Below are 20,646 nucleotides of genomic sequence, written 5' to 3'. Positions count from 1 at the left end.
CAACCTTTAGGAGCATCTCATGGAAAACATTCTCGGCCTCGTGGCATTGGCTTGTGGTTTGATCGTTGGTCTGGGCGCTATCGGCGCTTCCATCGGTATCGCGCTGATGGGCGGCAAATTCCTCGAGTCTTCTGCTCGTCAACCTGAGCTGATGAACGAACTGCAAACCAAGATGTTCATCTTGGCTGGTCTGATCGACGCGGCTTTCCTGATCGGCGTGGCTATCGCTCTGCTGTTCGCCTTCGCCAACCCCTTCGTTCTGAAGTAATTCACGGACCTCTTCACGCAGAAGAAGGACTCTAACCGTGAACATTAACGCTACCCTGTTCCTGCAGGCCATCGTTTTTGCTGTTCTGGTGTGGTTCACGATGAAATTCGTGTGGCCCCCGATCACCAAGGCGCTGGACGAGCGGGCCCAGAAAATCGCTGACGGCCTCGCTGCCGCCGACAAAGCCAAGGCTGAACTCGCCAACGCCAATGCGCGTGTCGAGTCCGAACTGGCCCAGTCGCGCAACGAGACGGCTTCGCGCCTGGCTGATGCCGAGCGCCGTGCACAAGGCATCATTGAAGAAGCCAAGTCACGAGCCACCGAAGAAGGCAACAAGATCATCGCCGCTGCCAAAGCTGAAGCTGAGCAGCAATCGGTCAAGGCGCGTGAAGCCCTGCGTGAGCAGGTCGCCGCACTGGCCGTCAAGGGTGCCGAGCAGATTCTCCGCAAGGAAGTCAATGCAGGCGTCCATGCTGATCTGCTGAGCCGCCTCAAGACCGAGCTTTAAGAAGCTCCAGCCAGAGAAGACCATGGCAGAACTTGCTACCATCGCCCGCCCTTATGCCGAAGCGCTGTTCAAGGCGCAGGCATCCGATCTCGCTGGCACGGCCGCCTGGCTGGAAGAACTCGCTGCAGTCGCTGACAACGCTCAACTGCAGCAGTTCGCCGACAGCCCCAAGGTGTCCGACGAGCAGGTTTTCGAGCTGATCTCTGGCGTGGTGCGTACCGCACTGCCCGAGGCTGGCAAGAATTTCCTGCGCCTGGTGATTGAAAACCGCCGTCTTGGCGCGCTGCCTGTCGTTGCACAGCAGTACCGTGTCCTCATGAATGCCCAAGGTGGCACCGCTGATGCGGTCGTCTACAGCGCATTCCCCATCGATGCATCGGCTTTGGCCGATCTGTCGGCCACGCTCGAAAAGCGCTTTGCGCGCAAGCTCAATGTGAGCGTTGAGCTGGATGCCTCCTTGATCGGCGGTATTCGCGTGGTGGTGGGCGATGAGGTGCTCGATACCTCTGTCAAGGCCCGGCTGGAACAAATGAAATCGGCCCTCACCGCTTGAGCGGACGAGACCGGACAAATTTAAAGAAAGAAGGAAAGAGTCATGCAACTCAATCCCGCAGAAATTTCTGAACTGATCAAGAGCCGCATCGAAGGGCTGTCCGCCAGCGCCGATATCCGCAACCAAGGCACTGTGGTGTCTGTGACCGACGGTATCGTCCGCGTGCATGGCCTGTCTGACGTGATGCAGGGCGAAATGCTCGAATTCCCGGCAACGGCCGACGGCACCCCCACTTTCGGCCTGGCCCTGAACCTTGAGCGCGACTCTGTCGGTGCCGTGATTTTGGGTGAATACGAGCACATTTCCGAAGGCGACACTGTCAAGTGCACAGGCCGCATTCTGGAAGTGCCCGTGGGCCCCGAACTCATTGGCCGCGTGGTGAACGCGCTGGGTCAGCCGATCGACGGCAAAGGCCCGATCAACGCCAAAATGACCGACGTGATCGAAAAAGTCGCCCCAGGCGTGATCGCACGTAAATCGGTGGACCAGCCTGTGCAAACGGGCCTGAAGTCGATCGACTCCATGGTGCCCGTGGGCCGCGGTCAGCGCGAACTGATCATTGGCGACCGTCAGACCGGCAAGACTGCCGTCGCGATCGACGCCATCATCAACCAAAAAGGTCAGAACATGACCTGCGTTTACGTCGCGATTGGCCAAAAGGCCTCGTCGATCAAGAACGTGGTGCGTGCTCTGGAGCAAGCCGGTGCGATGGAGTACACCATCGTGGTGGCCGCCTCCGCTTCCGAATCCGCTGCCATGCAGTATGTGTCGGCCTACTCCGGCTGCACGATGGGCGAATACTTCCGTGACCGTGGTCAGGACGCCTTGATCGTGTATGACGACCTGTCCAAGCAGGCTGTGGCTTACCGTCAAGTGTCGCTGCTGCTGCGCCGCCCACCAGGCCGCGAAGCTTACCCTGGCGACGTGTTCTATCTGCACAGCCGTCTGCTCGAGCGTGCGGCCCGTGTGAACGCCGACTACGTCGAAGCCTTCACCAAAGGCGAAGTCAAAGGCAAGACCGGTTCCCTGACGGCATTGCCCATCATCGAAACCCAAGCCGGTGACGTGTCTGCCTTCGTGCCCACCAACGTGATTTCGATCACCGACGGTCAGATCTTCCTGGAAACCAGCCTGTTCAACGCCGGTATCCGTCCCGCGATCAACGCCGGTATCTCGGTGTCCCGCGTGGGTGGTGCAGCGCAGACCAAACTGGTAAAGAACCTGTCCGGTGGTATCCGTACCGACCTGGCCCAGTACCGTGAACTGGCCGCGTTTGCGCAGTTCGCCTCTGACCTGGACGAAGCCACCCGCAAGCAGCTCGACCGCGGTGCCCGCGTGACCGAACTGCTCAAGCAGGCCCAGTACAGCCCGCTGTCGATCAGCACCATGGCCGCCACTTTGTTCGCTGTGAACAAGGGCTACATGGACGACATCGATGTCAAGCGCGTTCTGCCTTTCGAGTCCGGCCTGCACGGCTACCTCAAAGACAAGCACGCTGCGCTGCTGGCCAAGCTGGAAGCCGACAAGGCGATGGACAAGGATGCTGAAGCCGAACTGAACACTGCGATTGCAGCGTTCAAGAAGACATTCGCTTAATACCCGCTACTAACGAAGGAGTCCTTCATGGCAGCAGGCAAGGAAATTCGCGGCAAGATCAAATCGGTGGAAAACACCAAGAAGATCACCAAGGCCATGGAAATGGTCGCCGCATCCAAAATGCGCAAGGCGCAGGACCGGATGCGTGCCGCTCGTCCGTACAGCGAAAAGATCCGTACCGTTGCAGGTCACCTGAGCAAGGCCAACCCCGAGTATGTGCACCCGTTCATGCAAACCAATGACGCCAAAAGCGCCGGTTTCATCGTGGTCACAACCGACAAGGGCCTGTGTGGGGGCATGAACACCAACGTGCTGCGTGCAGTGACCAACAAAATCCGCGACCTGCAGGCGCAGGGCGTGGGGACACAGGCCGTGGCGATCGGTAACAAGGGCTTTGGCTTCTTGGGTCGCGTCGGCGCGAAAGTGGTGTCGCATGTCACGCAGCTGGGTGATACCCCGCATCTGGAGCGTCTGATCGGCCCCGTCAAGGTGTTGCTCGACGCTTATGTAAAAGGTGAAGTCAACGCGGTGTACCTGTGCTACACCAAGTTCATCAACACCATGAAACAAGAGTCGGTGGTGGAGCAGTTGCTGCCCCTGTCTGCCGAGTCCTTGCAAGAAGGTGCAGCTTCGGGCCATGCCTGGGACTACATCTACGAGCCCGATGCTCAGGCCGTCATTGATGACCTGTTGGTGCGCTATGCTGAAGCCCAGGTCTATCAGGCCGTGGCTGAGAACATGGCGTCCGAGCAGTCGGCACGCATGGTGGCCATGAAGGCTGCAACAGACAACGCCGGCAACGTGATTGCCGAACTCAAGCTGGTCTACAACAAGACGCGTCAAGCGGCGATCACGAAAGAACTTTCGGAAATCGTGGCGGGTGCGGCGGCCGTTTGACGGCATTCACAAGATTTAAATGATTGGAGCAACCAAAATGGCTCAAGCACTAGGCAATATCGTTCAATGTATCGGCGCCGTGGTCGACGTCGAATTCCCCCGTGACCAGATGCCCAAGGTCTACGACGCGCTCAAAATGGACGGCAGCGCACTGACTTTGGAAGTTCAGCAGCAACTCGGCGACGGCGTGGTCCGTACCATTGCCCTGGGTTCTTCGGACGGTCTGCGTCGCGGCATGCAGGTGTACAACACCAACGCCAACATCACCGTGCCCGTGGGTAAAGCCACATTGGGCCGCATCATGGATGTGTTGGGTAACCCCATCGACGAACGTGGTCCCGTGGATCAGGCTTTGACCGCCCCCATCCATCGCAAAGCGCCCGCTTATGACGAACTGTCTCCTTCACAGGAACTGCTCGAAACCGGTATCAAAGTGATCGACTTGGTCTGCCCCTTCGCCAAAGGCGGTAAGGTGGGTCTGTTCGGTGGTGCCGGCGTGGGCAAGACCGTGAATATGATGGAACTGATCAACAACATCGCCAAGGCGCACAGCGGTTTGTCCGTGTTCGCTGGTGTGGGTGAGCGTACCCGTGAGGGCAACGACTTCTACCACGAGATGGCCGATTCTGGCGTTGTGAACCTCGACAACCTGGCTGAGTCCAAAGTGGCCATGGTGTACGGTCAAATGAACGAGCCCCCAGGCAACCGTCTGCGCGTGGCCCTGACCGGTCTGACCATCGCTGAATCCTTCCGTGACGAAGGCCGTGATGTGCTGTTCTTCGTGGACAACATCTACCGTTACACACTGGCCGGTACCGAAGTGTCCGCTTTGCTGGGCCGTATGCCTTCTGCCGTGGGTTATCAGCCGACACTGGCCGAAGAAATGGGCCGTCTGCAAGAGCGTATCACCTCGACCAAAGTGGGCTCCATCACATCGATCCAGGCCGTTTACGTGCCTGCCGATGACTTGACTGACCCGTCGCCTGCCACCACCTTCGCTCACTTGGACTCCACCGTCGTGTTGTCCCGTGACATCGCCGCTCTGGGTATCTACCCCGCGGTGGATCCACTCGACTCCACCAGCCGCCAGCTGGATCCACTGGTTGTTGGCGACGAGCACTACTCCACAGCCCGTGCTGTGCAGGGGACTCTGCAGCGTTACAAGGAACTGCGCGACATCATCGCCATTCTGGGCATGGACGAACTGGCTCCTGAAGACAAGCTGGCTGTGGCCCGCGCTCGCAAGATCCAGCGTTTCCTGTCTCAGCCTTTCCACGTGGCTGAAGTGTTCACTGGCTCGCCTGGCAAGTACGTTCCTTTGTCTGAAACCATTCGTGGCTTCAAGATGATCGTGGCTGGCGAATGCGACCACCTGCCCGAGCAGGCCTTCTATATGGTTGGTACCATCGACGAAGCCTTCGAAAAGGCCAAGAAAGTCGCCTAAGCGGACCGATGAGGTGGCCTCGGCCGCCTCACCGCTGAAACCACTTTCCCTTTTTGAACTGGAGCAAAAATGAACACCATCCACGTTGATGTGGTCAGTGCAGAAGAGTCCATTTTCTCGGGCGAAGCCCGGTTTGTGGCCCTGCCCGGTGAGTCTGGCGAGTTGGGCATTTACCCACGCCACACCCCACTGATCACCCGCATCAAGGCCGGGTCTGTTCGCATCGAGACGGCTGACGGTGGCGAAGAATTCGTCTTCGTGGCCGGTGGCATCCTGGAAGTGCAGCCCGACTGCGTGACCGTGCTGTCTGACACCGCCATCCGCGGCAAGGACCTCGACGAAGAGAAAGCCAATGCTGCCAAGCAGGCTGCGCAAGAAGCCCTCCGCAACGCCAAGAGCGAAGTGGATCTGGCCTCTGCCCAGGCTGAATTGACCGTGCTGGCGGCCCAACTGGCTGCCTTGCGCAAATACCGCAAGAAATGAGCGTGTGTTCGCTTTGGCGAACCCGTTCTGAACAAACCCGGCGCAGCAATGTGGCCGGGTTTTTTCATGGGCGCTTGCAAAACGCCGCGCAGCCTACAAGTAAACAGGGACTGCGCAAAGCCCTTGAACACGGCACAATGGAGTCCCTTGCCCGTACCCCGCCTCATGAAAAAAGCCAAACTCCAAGCCGCCACGGTCGGTGGCACGCCCGATGACGTCGAGCAGGCGTTTTATGAAGCCCTGCACAACGCCGACATTCAGCAGCTGATGGCCTGCTGGGCAGAAGAAGACGAGATCGTGTGTGTGCACCCTGGCGGCCCCAGGTTGATTGGGGCAGGGGCCATCAGGCAGGCCTTCGAATCCATGTTCTCCAATGGCAGCGTGCAGGCCCATCCGGAGCGCATCCACAAAATCGAGTCGCTGGCGAGTGCTGTGCATCACCTGGTCGAGAAAGTCGACGTGCTCACGCCGCAAGGCGCGCAAACCGCTTGGGTGCTGGCCACCAACGTTTACCACAAGACCCCGCAGGGCTGGCGCATGGTGGCGCACCACACCAGCCCGGGCACGCAGCACGATGTGGCCGACCAAGGCCATCAGGCACCGGTGCTGCATTGAAAAACCACCGTGCCCCTGCCTGGCTGTGGGGTGGGCATGCCCAAACCATCTGGCCGGCTTTGTACGCCAAACGCAGGCTCCATGCCCCCGCGCCCATGCTTCGGGAGCGCTGGACAGCGCCCGACGGTGACTTTGTCGATGTTGATCGGCAAGTCGCCAGCCACCCCTCGCGCCCCTTGCTGGTGTTGTTTCACGGACTCGAAGGCTCGTCCCAGAGCCACTATGCGCAAGCCTTCGCCGACTGGGCTGCGGAGCATGACATCCATTTGGCGCTGCCGCACTTTCGCGGGTGCAGTGGCGAACTCAATCGGGCACCACGCGCCTACCATTCGGGTGACCATGCTGAAATCGATTGGCTGCTGCAACGCTTTCGGACGGACCACCTGGCCGCAGGCGGGCACAAGTTGGTCGCTGCAGGGGTGTCCTTGGGCGGCAATGCTTTGATGCGTTGGGCCGGCGAACATGGGGCCCAGGCCGCCCGGTCTGCCGATGCGGTGGCCTCGATTTGTTCGCCGCTGGACCTGGCCGAAAGCGGCAAAGCCATTGGACGGGGATTCAACCGCCAGGTCTACACCCGGATGTTCCTGCGGACGATGAAGCCCAAGGCCCTGGCCAAATTGGCGCAGCATCCGGGCCTGTTTGACCGTCAAAAGCTGGTGGCGGCGCGGGACCTGTACGAATTCGACAACGTGTTCACAGCGCCCTTGCATGGCTATCGCGACACCGATGATTACTGGCGCAGGGCCTCTGCCAAGCCCGTGATGGCGGCAATCAGTGTGCCTGCTTTGGCGCTCAATGCCAGCAACGATCCCTTTGTGCCCGCCAGCAGTTTGCCTACCGCAGCCGAAGTGTCACGCCACGTGGCGCTGTGGCAACCGCTGCATGGAGGCCATGTGGGCTTTGCGCAAGGCCATTGGCCCGGGCATGTGCGTGGCTTGCCCGACGCTGTGGGGGGCTGGTTGCTTGAGGCGGCAGGGGTGACTGCAGCAGCAGAGGTTTCGCACCATGGATGACATCGTTCGCCAGGCCATGAGCAAGTGGCCCAATGTGCCCGCCTGTGTGGGTTGGTTGGGCCTGGACAGCCGCGGTCAGTGGCACATGCGCGATGACCGTGTGCAGGCGCTGGGGGCTTTTCAAAGCGGTGTGCCGGGTGCCAAAGGCTCGGTGCTGCGGCACGAAAAACTGATCGACTTCATCCAGCGCAACTACGAGGCCGATGCTCAAGGACGCTGGTATTTCCAAAATGGGCCACAGCGTGTTTTTGTGGAACTCGAAGCCGCCCCCTGGATCTGGCGACTGGGGGCAGACCATGTGCCGCTCACGCACAATGGTCAGCGCACCAGCGTGCAGGCCTGCCTGATGGACCAGCATGGCCGCGTGTACCTGCACACCCCACTGGGCCTGGGGCTTGTGCACACGCTGGACGTGGGCCTGGCTGCGCAGGCGTTGGAGGCCGGGGCATGGACACTGCAAGAATGCGATGCAGAGGCATTGCCGCAGCGTTACGGTTTTGTCCTCAGCCCGCAGGCGCAAGCCGCAGCGTTGTAGTGGCTAAGGCCTTGAGTGGCCGGTGCAGACACAAAAAAACCGACCCAAGGTCGGTTTTTTGTGGTGAAGAGAGGGATTACTTCTTCTCGCCTTCGGCAGCCGCAGGTGCCTTGGGCTCTTCGAATTTGGCACCGCCCTTGTTGGCCATGTAGGCTGCAGCGCGGGAGATTTCGATGTCACTGAAATCGCCGCCGCCTTGGGCGCCCATGGCACCTTTGCCCTTGAGGGCAGAAGTGGTCAGGCCGTCCAGACCTTGCTTGATGCGAGGGCCCCAGGCGCCAGCGTCACCCAACTTGGGCGCACCCGCAGCCCCAGAGGCATGGCAAGCCGCGCATTGTGCGGTGTAGACCTCTTCGCCCGACTTGAGAGGGCGATTGGCATCACGCACTTCCACAGCGCCGATTTTCTGGATGCGCACGGCCACAGCTTTGTCTGTGTCCGTGCTGCCAGGAGCTTCCTTGTTGGCCGATGTCACATAGTTCACCAGGCCAATGATGATGAAAACGGGCACCACGAAAGAAGCAATGCTGGCCCAGACGAGCTGCTTGGCGTTCTTGATAGGGCCTGTGTGGGCTTCGTGTGCTTGATCGTGGCTGTTGTCGCTCATGACATCCTCTTGTTGGACAGGTTCGCCTGGAACCGAAGTTTGACCGGAATCAACAGGGCATTATAGCGGCCCACCCTTCACCCACCTTGCAGCAACCCGCCGCCCCGGGAATGCGTGAGATAATTTGCGCCTGCACGGATGATGCGGCTGTAGCTCAGTGGATAGAGTATTGGCCTCCGAAGCCAAGGGTCGTGGGTTCGATCCCCGCCAGCCGCACCAAATGCAAACCCGCCACCGCTTGAGGTGGCGTTTTTGTTGGGGGTCCGGTTCTTAGCGTTCAGTTGCGTGTGCGACTGACCGCTGCCAGCGGCACGTCTTTTCTGGCCCGTGGCAGGCCGATCGGGCGGCTGGTCTGGCCCAGTTGGGTGGCCGCGATGTCTTCTTCGCTGGGGTACTGGCCCAGCAGCCAGTAATCGAACACGCGCCGGGCAATGGGGGCGGCGTGTGCGGCGCCAAAGCCCGCGTTTTCAACGATCACAGCCAGAGCAATTTGCGGGTCATTGGCCGGAGCGAAGGCCATGTAGAGCGCGTGATCACGTTGGTGCTCCGAGAGCTTGGCCGCGTTGTATTTGTCCTTTTGGCCAATGGTCACGGCCTGCGCCGTGCCGGTCTTGCCCGCGCTTTGGTACGCAGCGCCCGCAAACACCTGGGCCGAGGTGCCAGAGGTGGCCACACCGATCAGGCCATTGCGCACCACTTCCAGATGTTCGGGCTTGTAGCCGAGCGAAGTGAAGGGTGCCGAGGCCACGGGCTGCTGCTGATGGGTCAGCGCGTCTTGCGTGGCCTGCACCACGCGGGGTGTGAACTTGTGGCCGCCGTTGGCCAGGATGGTGGTGGCTGTGGCGAGCTGCAGCATGGTGAAAGCGTTGTAGCCCTGGCCAATGCCCAGCGAGATGGTTTCGCCGGCAAACCATTTCTTTTGCTCGGGTCGTTTGTAAGTGTTGCGCTTCCACTCGGTGCTGGGCAGTACGCCGCGCACTTCGCCGGGCAGGTCGATGCCGGTGATCTGGCCGAAGCCCAACGGTTTCATGAAGTCGTGGATGGCGTCCACGCCCAACTCGTTGGCCAGCGAGTAGTAGTACACGTTGCTCGACAGCACGATGGAGCGCACCATGTCCACAGGGCCCAGCCCATGGTCTCCGTGACTGCGGAAGGTGTGGCCACCGAAGGTCCATGAGCCGCTGTCGTTGACGATGGTGCTGGCGCTGCGCTTGCCGGTGGTCAGGGCGCCTAGGGCCATGAAGGGTTTGTAGGTCGAGCCCGGCGGGTAAGTGCCGCGCAGCGCGCGGTTGAGCAGGGGTTTTTCAATCGACTCGCTCAGGGCCTGCCAGTTTTCAACGTCGATGCCTTCCACGAACAGGTTGGGGTCGAAAGTGGGCTTGCTCACAAAGGCCAGCACTTCACCGGTCTTGGGGTCCATGGCCACCAGGGCACCACGGCGCGGGCCGTACAGGTCTTCTACGAGTTTTTGAAGCTGGATGTCGATCGACAGCACGATGTTCTGCCCGGGAATGGCCGGGCGGCTCGACAGGCGCCGGATGGCCCGGCCACCTGCCGAGGTCTCGACCTCCTGCACGCCGGTGATGCCATGCAACTCGCGCTCGTACTTTTGCTCGACGCCGAGCTTGCCGATGTACTCGGTGCCCCGGTAGTTGCCGTCTTCGTCGTCGTCTTCGATGCGTTCCTTGTCCTTGGCATTGATGCGGCCGATGTAGCCGATCACATGGCTGGCCAGCTCGCCATAGGGGTATTGGCGAAACAGGCGGGCCTTGATGTCCACGCCCGGGAAGCGGTAACGCTGTGCAGAAAACCGCGCCACCTCTTCGTCGCTCAAGCGGGTGCGGATCGGCAGCGAGTCAAAGCTCTTGGATTCTTCGCGCAAACGCTTGAAGCGCTTGCGGTCCTTGGGCTGGATGTCCACCAGCGTGGCCAGTTCGTCGATGGTGGCTTCAAGGTCGGGTACTTTGGCCGGCGTGATCTCCAGCGTGTAGGCCGAGTAGTTGCTGGCCAGCACCACACCGTTGCGGTCCATGATGGTGCCGCGCGGCGGCACCGTGGGCAAGATGGCAGTGCGGTTGTCTTCGGCTTGTTCCAGCAGGTCATCGTGGCGGACCACTTGCAGGTAAAACAGGCGGCTGAGCAGCAGCACAAAGCACACCAGCACCACCAGCTGGATGGCCAGCACCCGGTTATGGAAGCGCTGGATTTCAGCCTGGCTGTCGCGCAGTTCGGCAAGCGAAGGGATGCTCAGCGCCATGGTCAGAGCGGCCGGATGTTGTCGCGTTCAAACGGGCGGCGTTGGGGGGCCAGCAGTACAGCGCCCAGCAAGGGCCACAGTGCTGTTTGCAGCAAAGGCGCCAGCAACTGGCTCCAGTGAGGCCATGCGTCCTGCACGATCAAGCGGGTGGTCCACTCCAATGCTGCTGCCGCCACAAACAGGGGCAGCACCTGCAGGGTTTGCTCGCGCAAGGGGAACCATTGGATGCGACGGTGGATGAAGATCGCCATGTAGCTGATGCACACATAAGACAGTGCGTTCTGGCCCAGCAGGGCGGACTCGTGGACATCGAGTGCCAGCCCCAGCAGGAAGGCGATGACCATGCCCACGCGGCGCGGCTGGTAGACAGTCCAGAACACCAGCACCACAGCCAGCACATCGGGCAGCCAGGCCTGTCCAGTGAGGCCCAGCAGCATGTTGGCCAAGAGCGCCAGCACCAGGCTGGCGGCGATGAATTTCGGGTTGGCGGGCAGCAGCAGCGGTTTGCCTGCGGGCATGATCATGGCTTGGCTCCTGCTGCGGACGCTGCGGCTTGTGGCGCACTGGCTTGTGCCTTGGGGGCTTTTTTGCGCGGTGCGGCTTCTTCAACGGGTGGTTTGGCCGGCATGTCCTTGACAGGGGGCAGGATCAGCAAATGCCTGCCACGTGCGCTGGCCATGGGGGTGGCGTAGACCTTGGCGAATGCGGTGTCGATGCGGCGGTCAATGCGCTGCACGCGACCCACATGCAAGCCCGCTGGGTAAATGCCATCAATGCCGCTGGTGGTCAGCAAATCGCCTTGTTGCACATCTGCGCTGGCTGGCACGAAACGCAGCTCCAGCGAGCCGCCCAGCGTGACCGGGTCGCCAAATGCAATGTAGCGCTGGCCTGTGCGTGCGTTCATCACAGGGATGCTCTGGTCGCGGTCGGTCAGCACGGTGACTTCGCTCACGAGCGGATACACCCGCGTGACCTGGCCCACCACGCCTGCGACATCCATCACGGCCGAGCCGCTGGCGATGCCAGAGAGCTGGCCTTTGTCGATCACGATGTGCTGCGTGTAGGGGTCAGCCGTTTCGTACAGCACCTCCACGGCCTTGGCCGGGCTGGCCGTCTGGCTGCGCAAATCCAGCAGTTGCCGCAGGTGTGCGTTTTCCTGCATCAGCTGCTCGACCTGCTGCAGGCGTTGGGCCTGGCCGATGGTGCGGGTCTGGTACTGCAGCGCCACATCGCGTGCTTCGTCGACGCGGCTGAAATACGCGCCCATGGCGGTGGCTGCACGCCCCGGCTGCAGCGACAGCCACTCCAGCGGGGTCAGCAGGATGCTGACGGTGGAGCGGATGGGTTGCGCGATGTTCAGCCGTTTGTCGACCGACATCAGCAAGATGGCCAACAGACCCAGCAGCACCAACTTGGACAAGCTGGACAAGCCTTGCCTGAAGATGGGGGGCGGACTGCGGTCCAGGGTGTCCAAGGCCATGAAGCGTGCGCCGGTTGCTGAAGTCTGTGAAGGGCAAAAAAAGGTGGCCCAACTCGGGCCACCCTGAGGGGCGGCTTTATTCGCTGGTGAAGATGCTGCCCAGCTGGTCCATGCGCTCCAGCGCCATGCCGCAGCCACGGGCCACGCAGGTCAGCGGGTCTTCGGCGACCAGCACGGGCAGGCCGGTTTCTTCGGACAGCAGACGGTCCAGGTCGCGCAGCAGAGCGCCACCACCCGTGAGCATCATGCCGCGCTCGGCAATGTCGGCGCCCAGCTCGGGCGGTGTTTGTTCCAGCGCGGTTTTGACGGCTGACACGATCTGGTTGAGCGGATCGGTCAGCGCTTCGAGGATTTCGTTGGAACTGATGGTGAAGCTGCGGGGCACGCCTTCAGACAGGTTGCGTCCCTTGACTTCCATCTCCTTGACCTCGCTGCCGGGGAAGGCCGAACCGATGTTCTTCTTGATGGATTCGGCCGTGGGCTCACCGATCAGCATGCCGTAGTTGCGGCGGATGTAGTTGATGATGGCTTCGTCGAACTTGTCACCGCCCACACGCACACTGCCTTTGTAGACCATGCCGCCCAGCGAGATCACGCCGACTTCGGTGGTGCCGCCGCCGATGTCCACCACCATGGAGCCCGAGGCCTCCGACACGGGCAGACCTGCGCCGATGGCCGCGGCCATGGGTTCCTCGATCAGGTACACCTCGGAGGCGCCTGCGCCCAGCGCGGACTCACGGATGGCTCGGCGCTCGACCTGGGTCGAGCCGCAGGGCACACAAATGATGATGCGGGGGCTGGGGCGGAAGGTGCTGCGGGGGTGCACCATGCGGATGAACTGCTTGAGCATCTGCTCTGTGACCGTGAAGTCGGCGATCACGCCGTCCTTCATGGGGCGGATGGCTTCGATGTTGCCCGGCACCTTGCCCAGCATGGCCTTGGCCTCGTGGCCCACGGCCTGCAAAGTCTTCTTGCCCTGAGGGCCGCCTTCGTGGCGAATGGCGACCACCGAAGGCTCGTCCAGCACGATGCCCTTGTCGCGCACAAAAATCAGGGTGTTGGCGGTGCCCAGGTCGATGGCCAGGTCACTCGAAAAATAACGACGGAAAGAGGAAAACATGCGGGAATCCTTTGGGTGCAGTCTGACGGCCACAATCCGGGCGGTGAGAGCTGGGCACAGCGGTCAAAAATCAGCGGTTTGCGATGGCCTTGCGGTGTTGCTTGCAGGCGCCTGAAGCAAACACTGGATAATACCCGATCACCCCTGTCCGAGGCGGCTTGGCCGCCTGCACAGCGGGGTAAATATTTGTCGCCAACAACCCTTTTGAACCCATGTCCCTGACCTCGCAGGATATTGACCGGATCGCCAACCTGGCCCGTCTGGAACTGAAACCCGAAGAAAGTGAGCGCATGCTCGCACAAATCAACGGCTTTTTTGGCATCGTCGAAGCCATGCAGGCGGTCGACACCTCGGGCGTGCAGCCGCTGGCGCACCCCGTGGCGGCCATCCAGGACATCGCTTTGCGCTTGCGCGAAGACGTGGTGAGTGAGCCCAACCACCGCGAGGCCAACCAGCGCAGCGCCCCGGCCGTCGAGCGCGGCCTGTTCCTGGTTCCCAAAGTCATCGAGTAAGCCATGAGTGATCTGCACAACCTCAGCGTGAAAGCGCTGGCCACCCTGCTCCAGACCAAGGAAGTCAGCGCCGTCGAAGTGGCGACCCGCTTTTTGGCCCGCATGGGCGGTAACCCGCACAACGCGTTTTTGGACATCGACAGCGCAGCCACGCTGGCGCAGGCCCAAGCCTCCGACGCCAAACTGGCCAACGGCACCGCCGGCCCGCTCGAAGGCGTGCCTGTGGCGCACAAAGACGTGTTCGTGACGCAGGATTTCGCGACCACCGCAGGCTCCAAAATCCTGAGCGGCTATCGCTCCCCGTTTGACGCCACCGTGGTGCAGCGCCTGCGCACGGCGGGCATGGTCACCTTGGGCAAGCTCAACTGCGACGAATTCGCCATGGGCTCGGCCAACGAAAACTCGGCCTATGGCGCCGTGCAAAACCCCTGGGACACGGCCCGCGTGCCTGGCGGCTCGTCGGGCGGCAGTGCAGCGGCGGTGGCCGCAGGCCTGGCCCCGGCCGCGACCGGTACCGACACGGGCGGCTCGATCCGCCAGCCTGCCAGCTTTTGCGGCATCACGGGCATCAAACCCACCTATGGCCGCACCAGCCGCTACGGCATGATCGCCTACGCGTCGAGCCTCGATCAGGCGGGCCCCATGGCCCGCACCGCCGAAGACTGCGCGCTGCTTTTGAGCGCCATGTGCGGCCCCGACCCCGACCGCGACTCCACCTCTCTGGACGTGCCTGCCGAAGACTTCACCGCGCAGATCAACGGCTCGATCGACGGTTTGCGCATCGGCATACCGAAAGAGTTTTTTGGCGAAGGCCTGCAAGCCGACGTGCGCGCTGCGGTGGACGCCGCGCTGGCCGAGCTGACAAAGCAGGGCGCCAAGCTCGTGCCCATCAGCCTGCCGCGCACCGAGCTGTCGATCCCGGTGTACTACATCATTGCCCCGGCCGAAGCCAGCTCCAACCTGAGCCGCTTTGACGGCGTGAAGTTCGGCCACCGCGCCAAGGACTACACCGACCTGGAGAGCATGTACAAAAAAACCCGCGCCGAAGGCTTTGGCAGCGAGGTCAAGCGCCGCATCATGACCGGCACCTATGTGTTGAGCCATGGTTATTACGACGCCTACTACCTGCAGGCGCAAAAGATCCGCCGCATGATCGCCGACGACTTCCAGAACGCTTTCAAGGACTGCGATGTGATCGCTGGCCCCGTGGCCCCGTCGGTGGCCTGGAAGCTGGGCGAGAACGCCAACGACCCGGTGGCCGATTACCTGGCCGACATCTTCACGCTGCCCGCTTCGCTGGCGGGTCTGCCCGGCATGAGCGTGCCTGCAGGCTTTGGCGCGCACAACATGCCCGTGGGCCTGCAGCTGATCGGCAACTACTTCAAGGAAGCCCAACTGCTGAACGTGGCGCACCGCCTGCAGCAAGCCACCGATTTCCACCTCCGCAAACCAATGGGGGTTTAAGAACATGAGCAAACTTGTCCAAGGCTACGAAGTCGTCATCGGCTTCGAAACCCACGCCCAGCTGTCCACGAACAGCAAGATTTTCAGCCGCGCCAGCGTCGCCTTTGGCGCCGAGCCCAACACGCAGGCCTGCGCACTCGACATGGCGCTGCCCGGCACGCTGCCTGTGATGAACAAAGGCGCCGTCGAACGCGCCATCGAGTTCGGCCTGGCCGTCAACGCCCATGTGGCCGAGCGCAGCATTTTTGCGCGCAAGAACTACTTCTACCCCGACCTGCCCAAGGGCTACCAGATCAGCCAGTTCGAGATCCCGGTGGTGCAGGGCGGTGAGGTGTCGTTCTTCCTCGAAGAAGGCAAGGAAACCGTACACAAAACGGTGCGCCTGGAGCGCGCCCACCTCGAAGAAGATGCGGGCAAATCGCTGCACGAAGACTTCATCGGCCAGTCGGGCATCGACCTGAACCGCGCAGGCACGCCGCTGCTGGAAATCGTGACGCAGCCCGACATCCGCTCCAGCGAAGAGGCCGTGGCCTACGCCAAAGAGCTGCACAAGATCGTCACCTGGATCGGCATCTGCGACGGCAACATGCAAGAAGGCTCATTCCGCTGCGACGCCAACGTGTCGGTGCGCAAGCCCGGCGAGCCGCTGGGCACGCGCCGCGAGATCAAGAACCTGAACTCGTTCAAGTTCATGCAGCAAGCCATCGACTACGAAGTGCGCTGGCAGATCGAGCAGATCGAAGACGGCCACAAGATCCAGCAGGCCACGGTGCTCTTCAACCCCGACACGGGCGAGACCCGCGCGATGCGCACCAAGGAAGACTCGGCCGACTATCGCTACTTCCCCGACCCCGACCTGCCGCCGCTGGTGATTGGCCGCGACTGGGTGGAGCGCGTCAAAGGCGAAATGACCGAGCTGCCGCGGGTGATGGCCGAGCGCTTCGTCAAGGACTACGCTCTGCCCGAGTACAACGCCACCACGCTGACCCAGAGCAAGGCCATGGCCGCCTACTTTGAAGCCACGGCCAAAGCCTGCGGCCAGCCCAAGCTGGCCAGCAACTGGATCATGGGCGAAGTGTCACGCCGCCTGAACGCAGGCGAGATGACCATCGAACAAGCCCCGGTGAGCGCCGCGCAACTGGCTGCCCTGATCGGTCGCATCAGCGACAGCACCATCAGCAACAGCGCGGCGAGGCAGGTGTTTGAAGGTCTGTGGAACGGCGAAGGCGAAGTGGACGCCATCATCGAAGCCAAAGGCCTCAAGCAGATGAACGACACCGGTGAGCTGGAAAAAATCATCGACGAGGTGCTGGCCGCCAACCCCAAGAACGTGGAAGAGTTCAAGGCGGGCAATGCCAAGGCCTTGAATGGCCTGGTGGGTCCGATCATGAAAGCCAGCAAGGGCAAGGCCAATCCGGCGCAGGTCAATGCGCTGCTGATGAAGAAAATGGGCTGACCCAAGACCTGCTGCCCTCTTCGGCCGTTTGCGCTTCAAATGTGAAGCGCAAACGGTTTTTTTACGCTTCACAGGGGTTTGCAGAGCTGAAAAATCGCCGCGAGGGCGCAGCTTCTACAGGGGCAGTTACACCCCGTACCGGTCCCGATAAGCCTGCACTTTGGGCAGGTGTTGTCCCAGCTCGTTGCCGCTTTGTGCGGACAGGTAAGCCAGCAGGTCGGACAGTTGCGCGATGCAGCATACGCCCATGCCCAGGGTGTTGCGAACGTATTGCACGGCGCTGTGGGGCACATCTTTGACGGTGCCGTCGGCTTGCTTCTCGGTGGCCATTTCCTGGCGGTCGAGGGCAATCGCGATCGCGTGGGGCGTGGCCCCGGCAGCCTTGATGAGTTCGATGGACTCGCGGGCAGCGGTGCCTGCACTCATCACATCGTCCACGATCAGCACGCGGCCTTGGAGCGGCGCGCCCACCAGCGAGCCGCCTTCGCCGTGGTCTTTGGCTTCCTTGCGGTTGTAGGCAAAGGGCACGTTCTTTCCCAGGCGGGCCAGCTCGATGGCCACGGCCGCGCCCAGCGGGATGCCTTTGTAGGCGGGGCCAAAGATCATGTCGAATTCGATGCCGCTGGCCAGCAGGGCTTTTGCATAGAATTGCGCCAGTCGGCCGAGCTTGGCGCCATCGTCAAACAGACCGGCGTTGAAGAAGTATGGGCTCATGCGCCCGGCTTTGGTTTTGAATTCGCCAAAGCGCAGCACGCCCGAGTCGACCGCAAATTGCACAAACTCCTGAGCGAGCGCCTGTGTGTCGGCGCCGCTTGCCTGTCCTGTCACCATGGGGAAATCCTTGTTCAAACTCACCAGCCTCAACCTCAACGGCATCCGTTCGGCCACGACCAAAGGGGTCGAAGCCTGGCTGGCGCAAGAGAAACCCGATTGTATTTGCGTGCAGGAGGTCAAAGCCCAGGCACCTGACGTGGCAGGCAAGTTTGAACAATTGGCGGGCTTGAAAGGGCACTTCCACTTTGCCGAGAAAAAAGGCTACTCCGGCGTGGGCGTCTACACCCGCCACGAGCCCAGCGATGTGCTCATCGGCTTTGACGGCGGCGAGTTCGACGCCGAAGGCCGTTATGTGGAAACGCGCTTTGACAAGCCTGGCCGCAAGCTGTCCATCATCAGCGTGTACTTCCCCAGCGGCTCCTCAGGCCCCGAGCGGCAGGAGGCCAAGTACCGCTTTCTGGACAAGATGTACCCGCACCTGATGGCCCTGAAGGCCGAGCGCGATTTCATCGTCTGCAGCGACGTGAACATCGCGCACAAGGAAGCCGACCTCAAGAACTGGAAGGGCAACCTCAAGAACAGCGGCTTCCTGCCCGAAGAGCGCGCCTGGATGACCCAGCTGACCACCGAAGGCGGCATCGTCGACGTGTACCGCCGTCTGCAGCCCGACACCACCGACGCTTGCTACACCTGGTGGAGCAACCGCGGGCAGGCCTACGCCAAGAACGTGGGCTGGCGTCTGGACTACCACCTGGCCACGCCCGCTGTGGCCGATAAGGCCCGCACCGAACACATCTACAAAGGCGAGAAGTTTTCGGACCACGCGCCGATCACCATCACTTACGAGGGTTTGCTCTGAGGCCATGACAGCCTGAAGCTGTTTCAATGTCTGCGCAGCCCCTGGTGGGGCCAGACGGAGGCATGATGAAAAAGCTGTTCGGTGTTCTGGGTGGTTTGGTGTTGGCGGGGCTGGCGTATTTCTGCCTCTGGCCCATCCCGATCGAGCCCGTCAGCTGGGACGCACCTGTCGCGCCAGGCTATGTCGGGCCGCATGTGGTCAACGACAAACTGGCCAAGCTCCACATCATCGACCTCGGCGCCGAGGCCGGGCCGGAGCACATCGCCATCGGGCCGGACGGCAAGCTCTACACCACGGTGGAAAGTGGCCGCATCTTGCGCATGCAGCCCGACGGCTCGCAGCAGGAAGTCTTTGCCCAGACGGGCGGCCGGGTGCTGGGCTTTGACTTTGACGCCAAAGGCCATTTGATCGCGGCCGATGCGGTCAAAGGCCTGCTGTCCATCGCCCCCGACAAGTCGATTCAGCTGTTGACCGACAAGGTGGATATGAACGGCCAGCCCGACCCGATCCGATACGCCGATGCGGTGGTGGTGGCCAAAAACGGCAAGATGTACCTGAGCGATGCCTCCACCCGCTTTGCGCCCAAGGATTGGGGTGGCACCTTCGAGGCGAGCGTGCTCGACATCCTGGAGCAGGCGGCCACGGGCCGTGTGTTGGAGTTTGACCCGGCCACTGGCCGAACCCGCGTGGTGGCCCGGGGCCTGAGCTTTGCGAATGGCGTGGCGCTGAGTCAGGACGAGAAACACCTGTTTGTGAACGAGACCGGCAAGTACCGCGTCTGGAAGATCGATGTCAACGCCCGGGATCTGGACGTGACCCTGGGTGGCGCGCAGGCCCGCGTGCTGTTCGACAACCTGCCGGGCTACCCCGACAACCTGATGCGTGGGCGGGACGGCAGGATCTGGCTGGGCTTTGCCAAGCCCCGCAACCCAACCATCGACAATCTGGCGGCCAAGCCTTTCATGCGCAAAGTCACGCTGCGCCTGCCTCGCGCCCTGTGGCCCATCCCCAAGGCCTACGGTCATGTGATCGCGTTCACCGAAGACGGCCAAGTGGTGCATGACCTGCAAGACCCGAGTGGTCAGTACCCCGAAAGCACGGGCGTGACGGAAACCGCCGACCGGCTCTACATCCAGAGTCTGCATGCCAAGGGTTTGGGGTGGTTGGCGCGACCCTGAGGCAGCAAAGTGGGGACAACGACCGCGTCTGTGCGCTGGCGCACACAAACGCAGGGGTGTTGCTGATCGTTAACCCGGTGATGGCGGCGCTTGGTGGCTTGTGCGCATCAAACGGGTCACCTTTGGGCGAAGGTGTCGATGAAAGTTGTCTTGTGAGCGCCGGGGATGAAACGCAAATAAATAAAGCCAGCGCAGGGTGTGGCTTGCACCCATACTGACAGGGTGTTTCACGTCGACTGCCCAGTGCAGCGCTGCCCATGCCACTTGCCGAGCCCTCAGTTCCCAAGGAATCCAACCGACTTTTCTCTGCTTTGCCACACGCAGATTGGGCTCGGTGGCTGCCCCGACTTGAGCGGGTGGCATTGTCGGTCGGGCAGGTGCTTTTTGAGCATGGTCGCCCGCTGAGCCATGTTTACTTTCCGGTCACCAGCATCGTGTCTTTGCAGTGCGATCTGGAGGACGGGTCTTCGTCAGAGTTTGCGCTCACCGGCAATGAAGGGGTGGTGGGGGTGTTCATTTTCATGGGCACGCGCTCGACCATCAGCAACGCGGTCGTGATTCGCGATGGCATGGCTTACCGTTTCAACGCCGATTTGTTGTTGGACGAGTTCAACCACTCGGGCGCATTCCGGCGCTTGATCCTGCGTTACATGCAAGCCATGATGACGGAAGCTTCGCAAAGGGCGGTGTGCCACCGCCGCCACTCGATTGACCAGCAGTTGTGCCGCATCATTTTGCTGTGTCTGGACCGCACACAGGCCAGCGAATTGACACTGACGCAGGAGCTGATCGCCCGCACCATGGGCGTACGCCGCGAGGCCATCACTGTGGCTGCGCAGAAACTGCAGGCGGCCGGGTTGATCCGTTATACGCGTGGCAGCATCACGGTGCTGGACCGCGCCGGCATTGAGGCGCTCGCATGTGAGTGCTATAAAATTGTCAAAGACGAGTTTGATCGGCTGCTTCCTGAGGAAATCGCCTCATGAAAGACCTTGTTTTTCAACACTTGGCGACCCCAACGAGGTGA

The 20,646-nt window shown here is 61.6% G+C and carries 22 protein-coding genes and 1 tRNA gene; 17 read left to right on the top strand and 6 right to left on the bottom strand.

What is annotated here, in order from left to right:
* Nucleotides 1-19: 19 nt before the first annotated feature.
* From atpE to IC609_RS05235, 10 genes are all read left to right on the top strand, one after another.
* Complete coding sequence (gene atpE, locus IC609_RS05280; protein WP_019429175.1) at nucleotides 20-268, top strand: F0F1 ATP synthase subunit C; 249 nt, start codon at nucleotides 20-22, stop codon at nucleotides 266-268.
* Nucleotides 269-305: 37 nt separating this feature from the next.
* On the top strand, nucleotides 306-776 hold the full coding sequence (locus IC609_RS05275; RefSeq protein WP_191818375.1) for a F0F1 ATP synthase subunit B: 471 nt from the start codon (nucleotides 306-308) through the stop codon (nucleotides 774-776).
* 22 nt (nucleotides 777-798) lie between these two features.
* Complete coding sequence (locus IC609_RS05270) at nucleotides 799-1,329, top strand: F0F1 ATP synthase subunit delta (protein WP_191818374.1); 531 nt, start codon at nucleotides 799-801, stop codon at nucleotides 1,327-1,329.
* Nucleotides 1,330-1,371: 42 nt separating this feature from the next.
* Nucleotides 1,372-2,925 carry a F0F1 ATP synthase subunit alpha gene (atpA, locus tag IC609_RS05265; protein WP_191818373.1) on the top strand — a complete coding sequence of 518 codons (1,554 nt, stop codon included), beginning with the start codon at nucleotides 1,372-1,374 and terminating at the stop codon, nucleotides 2,923-2,925.
* A gap of 27 nt (nucleotides 2,926-2,952) precedes the next feature.
* The gene (gene atpG / locus IC609_RS05260; RefSeq protein WP_191818372.1) at nucleotides 2,953-3,822 is read left to right on the top strand and encodes a F0F1 ATP synthase subunit gamma; all 870 of its coding nucleotides are present in this window, start codon (nucleotides 2,953-2,955) and stop codon (nucleotides 3,820-3,822) included.
* Nucleotides 3,823-3,859: 37 nt separating this feature from the next.
* Nucleotides 3,860-5,266, top strand: a complete 1,407-nt coding sequence (atpD, locus tag IC609_RS05255; protein WP_191818371.1) for a F0F1 ATP synthase subunit beta — start codon at nucleotides 3,860-3,862, stop codon at nucleotides 5,264-5,266.
* Nucleotides 5,267-5,335: 69 nt separating this feature from the next.
* Entirely contained in the window at nucleotides 5,336-5,749 is a 414-nt protein-coding gene (locus tag IC609_RS05250) for a F0F1 ATP synthase subunit epsilon (RefSeq protein ID WP_191818370.1), read from the top strand.
* 165 nt (nucleotides 5,750-5,914) lie between these two features.
* Nucleotides 5,915-6,364 (top strand): YybH family protein, encoded by a 450-nt coding sequence (locus tag IC609_RS05245; RefSeq protein ID WP_191818369.1) that lies wholly within the window; start codon nucleotides 5,915-5,917, stop codon nucleotides 6,362-6,364.
* The gene (locus IC609_RS05240; protein ID WP_225223990.1) at nucleotides 6,361-7,377 is read left to right on the top strand and encodes a YheT family hydrolase; all 1,017 of its coding nucleotides are present in this window, start codon (nucleotides 6,361-6,363) and stop codon (nucleotides 7,375-7,377) included. Before IC609_RS05245 ends, IC609_RS05240 begins: the two co-directional genes overlap by 4 nt.
* Nucleotides 7,370-7,912 carry a DUF2946 family protein gene (locus IC609_RS05235; protein ID WP_191818368.1) on the top strand — a complete coding sequence of 181 codons (543 nt, stop codon included), beginning with the start codon at nucleotides 7,370-7,372 and terminating at the stop codon, nucleotides 7,910-7,912. The genes IC609_RS05240 and IC609_RS05235 overlap by 8 nt, the downstream gene beginning before the upstream one ends.
* Before the next feature lie 76 nt (nucleotides 7,913-7,988).
* Here IC609_RS05235 and IC609_RS05230 read toward each other — a convergent pair whose 3' ends face one another.
* The gene (locus IC609_RS05230) at nucleotides 7,989-8,519 is read right to left on the bottom strand and encodes a c-type cytochrome (RefSeq protein WP_191818367.1); all 531 of its coding nucleotides are present in this window, start codon (nucleotides 8,517-8,519) and stop codon (nucleotides 7,989-7,991) included.
* 143 nt (nucleotides 8,520-8,662) lie between these two features.
* Here IC609_RS05230 and IC609_RS05225 point away from each other — a divergent pair.
* Nucleotides 8,663-8,738: transfer RNA gene (locus tag IC609_RS05225), tRNA-Arg, on the top strand.
* 58 nt (nucleotides 8,739-8,796) lie between these two features.
* Here IC609_RS05225 and mrdA read toward each other — a convergent pair.
* The 4 genes from mrdA to IC609_RS05205 all read right to left on the bottom strand — a co-directional run bounded on the left by mrdA (nucleotide 8,797) and on the right by IC609_RS05205 (nucleotide 13,376).
* Entirely contained in the window at nucleotides 8,797-10,776 is a 1,980-nt protein-coding gene (mrdA, locus tag IC609_RS05220; RefSeq protein ID WP_191818366.1) for a penicillin-binding protein 2, read from the bottom strand.
* Nucleotides 10,777-10,778: 2 nt separating this feature from the next.
* Nucleotides 10,779-11,300, bottom strand: coding sequence for a rod shape-determining protein MreD (gene mreD / locus IC609_RS05215; RefSeq protein ID WP_191818365.1), 522 nt, complete (start codon nucleotides 11,298-11,300; stop codon nucleotides 10,779-10,781).
* Nucleotides 11,297-12,256 (bottom strand): rod shape-determining protein MreC, encoded by a 960-nt coding sequence (mreC, locus tag IC609_RS05210; protein WP_191818364.1) that lies wholly within the window; start codon nucleotides 12,254-12,256, stop codon nucleotides 11,297-11,299. The genes mreD and mreC overlap by 4 nt, the downstream gene beginning before the upstream one ends.
* Before the next feature lie 76 nt (nucleotides 12,257-12,332).
* Entirely contained in the window at nucleotides 12,333-13,376 is a 1,044-nt protein-coding gene (locus IC609_RS05205) for a rod shape-determining protein (protein ID WP_191818363.1), read from the bottom strand.
* Between the two features lie 212 nt (nucleotides 13,377-13,588).
* Here IC609_RS05205 and gatC point away from each other — a divergent pair, with 212 nt between their 5' ends.
* The 3 genes from gatC to gatB are packed head-to-tail and all read left to right on the top strand — an operon-like array spanning nucleotide 13,589 to nucleotide 16,808.
* Nucleotides 13,589-13,888 (top strand): Asp-tRNA(Asn)/Glu-tRNA(Gln) amidotransferase subunit GatC, encoded by a 300-nt coding sequence (gene gatC / locus IC609_RS05200; protein WP_191818362.1) that lies wholly within the window; start codon nucleotides 13,589-13,591, stop codon nucleotides 13,886-13,888.
* A gap of 3 nt (nucleotides 13,889-13,891) precedes the next feature.
* Nucleotides 13,892-15,352 (top strand): Asp-tRNA(Asn)/Glu-tRNA(Gln) amidotransferase subunit GatA, encoded by a 1,461-nt coding sequence (gene gatA, locus IC609_RS05195; RefSeq protein ID WP_191818361.1) that lies wholly within the window; start codon nucleotides 13,892-13,894, stop codon nucleotides 15,350-15,352.
* 4 nt (nucleotides 15,353-15,356) lie between these two features.
* Nucleotides 15,357-16,808, top strand: a complete 1,452-nt coding sequence (gene gatB, locus IC609_RS05190; RefSeq protein WP_191818360.1) for an Asp-tRNA(Asn)/Glu-tRNA(Gln) amidotransferase subunit GatB — start codon at nucleotides 15,357-15,359, stop codon at nucleotides 16,806-16,808.
* Nucleotides 16,809-16,934: 126 nt separating this feature from the next.
* On the opposite strand, the gene pyrE is transcribed toward gatB, so the two are convergent.
* Nucleotides 16,935-17,639, bottom strand: a complete 705-nt coding sequence (gene pyrE, locus IC609_RS05185) for an orotate phosphoribosyltransferase (RefSeq protein ID WP_191818359.1) — start codon at nucleotides 17,637-17,639, stop codon at nucleotides 16,935-16,937.
* Here pyrE and IC609_RS05180 point away from each other — a divergent pair.
* The 3 genes from IC609_RS05180 to IC609_RS05170 all read left to right on the top strand — a co-directional run bounded on the left by IC609_RS05180 (nucleotide 17,638) and on the right by IC609_RS05170 (nucleotide 20,605).
* A complete protein-coding gene (locus IC609_RS05180; RefSeq protein WP_225223989.1) occupies nucleotides 17,638-18,441 on the top strand; it encodes an exodeoxyribonuclease III in 804 nt (267 codons plus the stop codon). The two genes, pyrE and IC609_RS05180, sit on opposite strands and share 2 nt — an antisense overlap.
* A gap of 62 nt (nucleotides 18,442-18,503) precedes the next feature.
* On the top strand, nucleotides 18,504-19,619 hold the full coding sequence (locus IC609_RS05175) for an SMP-30/gluconolactonase/LRE family protein (protein ID WP_191818917.1): 1,116 nt from the start codon (nucleotides 18,504-18,506) through the stop codon (nucleotides 19,617-19,619).
* Nucleotides 19,620-19,975: 356 nt separating this feature from the next.
* Nucleotides 19,976-20,605, top strand: a complete 630-nt coding sequence (locus tag IC609_RS05170; protein ID WP_333473636.1) for a Crp/Fnr family transcriptional regulator — start codon at nucleotides 19,976-19,978, stop codon at nucleotides 20,603-20,605.
* The last annotated feature ends 41 nt before the right edge of the window (nucleotides 20,606-20,646 follow it).

Origin of the sequence: Limnohabitans radicicola (genome assembly GCF_014837235.1) — a bacterium.
Lineage (GTDB): Bacteria > Pseudomonadota > Gammaproteobacteria > Burkholderiales > Burkholderiaceae_C > Limnohabitans_A > Limnohabitans_A radicicola.
Note: the sequence above shows the minus strand (reverse complement) of the source record. Positions and strands in the feature narration are given on the sequence as shown.

Excerpts from the sequence above, each read along its gene's own strand:
- atpE (WP_019429175.1), top strand. The coding sequence starts at position 20 with ATGGAAAACATTCTCGGCCTCGTGGCATTGGCTTGTGGTTTGATCGTT.
- IC609_RS05270 (WP_191818374.1), top strand. The coding sequence starts at position 799 with ATGGCAGAACTTGCTACCATCGCCCGCCCTTATGCCGAAGCGCTGTTC.
- atpA (WP_191818373.1), top strand. The coding sequence starts at position 1,372 with ATGCAACTCAATCCCGCAGAAATTTCTGAACTGATCAAGAGCCGCATC.
- atpG (WP_191818372.1), top strand. The coding sequence starts at position 2,953 with ATGGCAGCAGGCAAGGAAATTCGCGGCAAGATCAAATCGGTGGAAAAC.
- atpD (WP_191818371.1), top strand. The coding sequence starts at position 3,860 with ATGGCTCAAGCACTAGGCAATATCGTTCAATGTATCGGCGCCGTGGTC.
- IC609_RS05250 (WP_191818370.1), top strand. The coding sequence starts at position 5,336 with ATGAACACCATCCACGTTGATGTGGTCAGTGCAGAAGAGTCCATTTTC.
- IC609_RS05245 (WP_191818369.1), top strand. The coding sequence starts at position 5,915 with ATGAAAAAAGCCAAACTCCAAGCCGCCACGGTCGGTGGCACGCCCGAT.
- IC609_RS05235 (WP_191818368.1), top strand. The coding sequence starts at position 7,370 with ATGGATGACATCGTTCGCCAGGCCATGAGCAAGTGGCCCAATGTGCCC.
- IC609_RS05230 (WP_191818367.1), bottom strand. The coding sequence starts at position 8,519 with ATGAGCGACAACAGCCACGATCAAGCACACGAAGCCCACACAGGCCCT.
- mrdA (WP_191818366.1), bottom strand. The coding sequence starts at position 10,776 with ATGGCGCTGAGCATCCCTTCGCTTGCCGAACTGCGCGACAGCCAGGCT.
- mreD (WP_191818365.1), bottom strand. The coding sequence starts at position 11,300 with ATGATCATGCCCGCAGGCAAACCGCTGCTGCTGCCCGCCAACCCGAAA.
- mreC (WP_191818364.1), bottom strand. The coding sequence starts at position 12,256 with ATGGCCTTGGACACCCTGGACCGCAGTCCGCCCCCCATCTTCAGGCAA.
- IC609_RS05205 (WP_191818363.1), bottom strand. The coding sequence starts at position 13,376 with ATGTTTTCCTCTTTCCGTCGTTATTTTTCGAGTGACCTGGCCATCGAC.
- gatC (WP_191818362.1), top strand. The coding sequence starts at position 13,589 with ATGTCCCTGACCTCGCAGGATATTGACCGGATCGCCAACCTGGCCCGT.
- gatA (WP_191818361.1), top strand. The coding sequence starts at position 13,892 with ATGAGTGATCTGCACAACCTCAGCGTGAAAGCGCTGGCCACCCTGCTC.
- gatB (WP_191818360.1), top strand. The coding sequence starts at position 15,357 with ATGAGCAAACTTGTCCAAGGCTACGAAGTCGTCATCGGCTTCGAAACC.
- IC609_RS05180 (WP_225223989.1), top strand. The coding sequence starts at position 17,638 with ATGGGGAAATCCTTGTTCAAACTCACCAGCCTCAACCTCAACGGCATC.
- pyrE (WP_191818359.1), bottom strand. The coding sequence starts at position 17,639 with ATGGTGACAGGACAGGCAAGCGGCGCCGACACACAGGCGCTCGCTCAG.
- IC609_RS05175 (WP_191818917.1), top strand. The coding sequence starts at position 18,504 with ATGATGAAAAAGCTGTTCGGTGTTCTGGGTGGTTTGGTGTTGGCGGGG.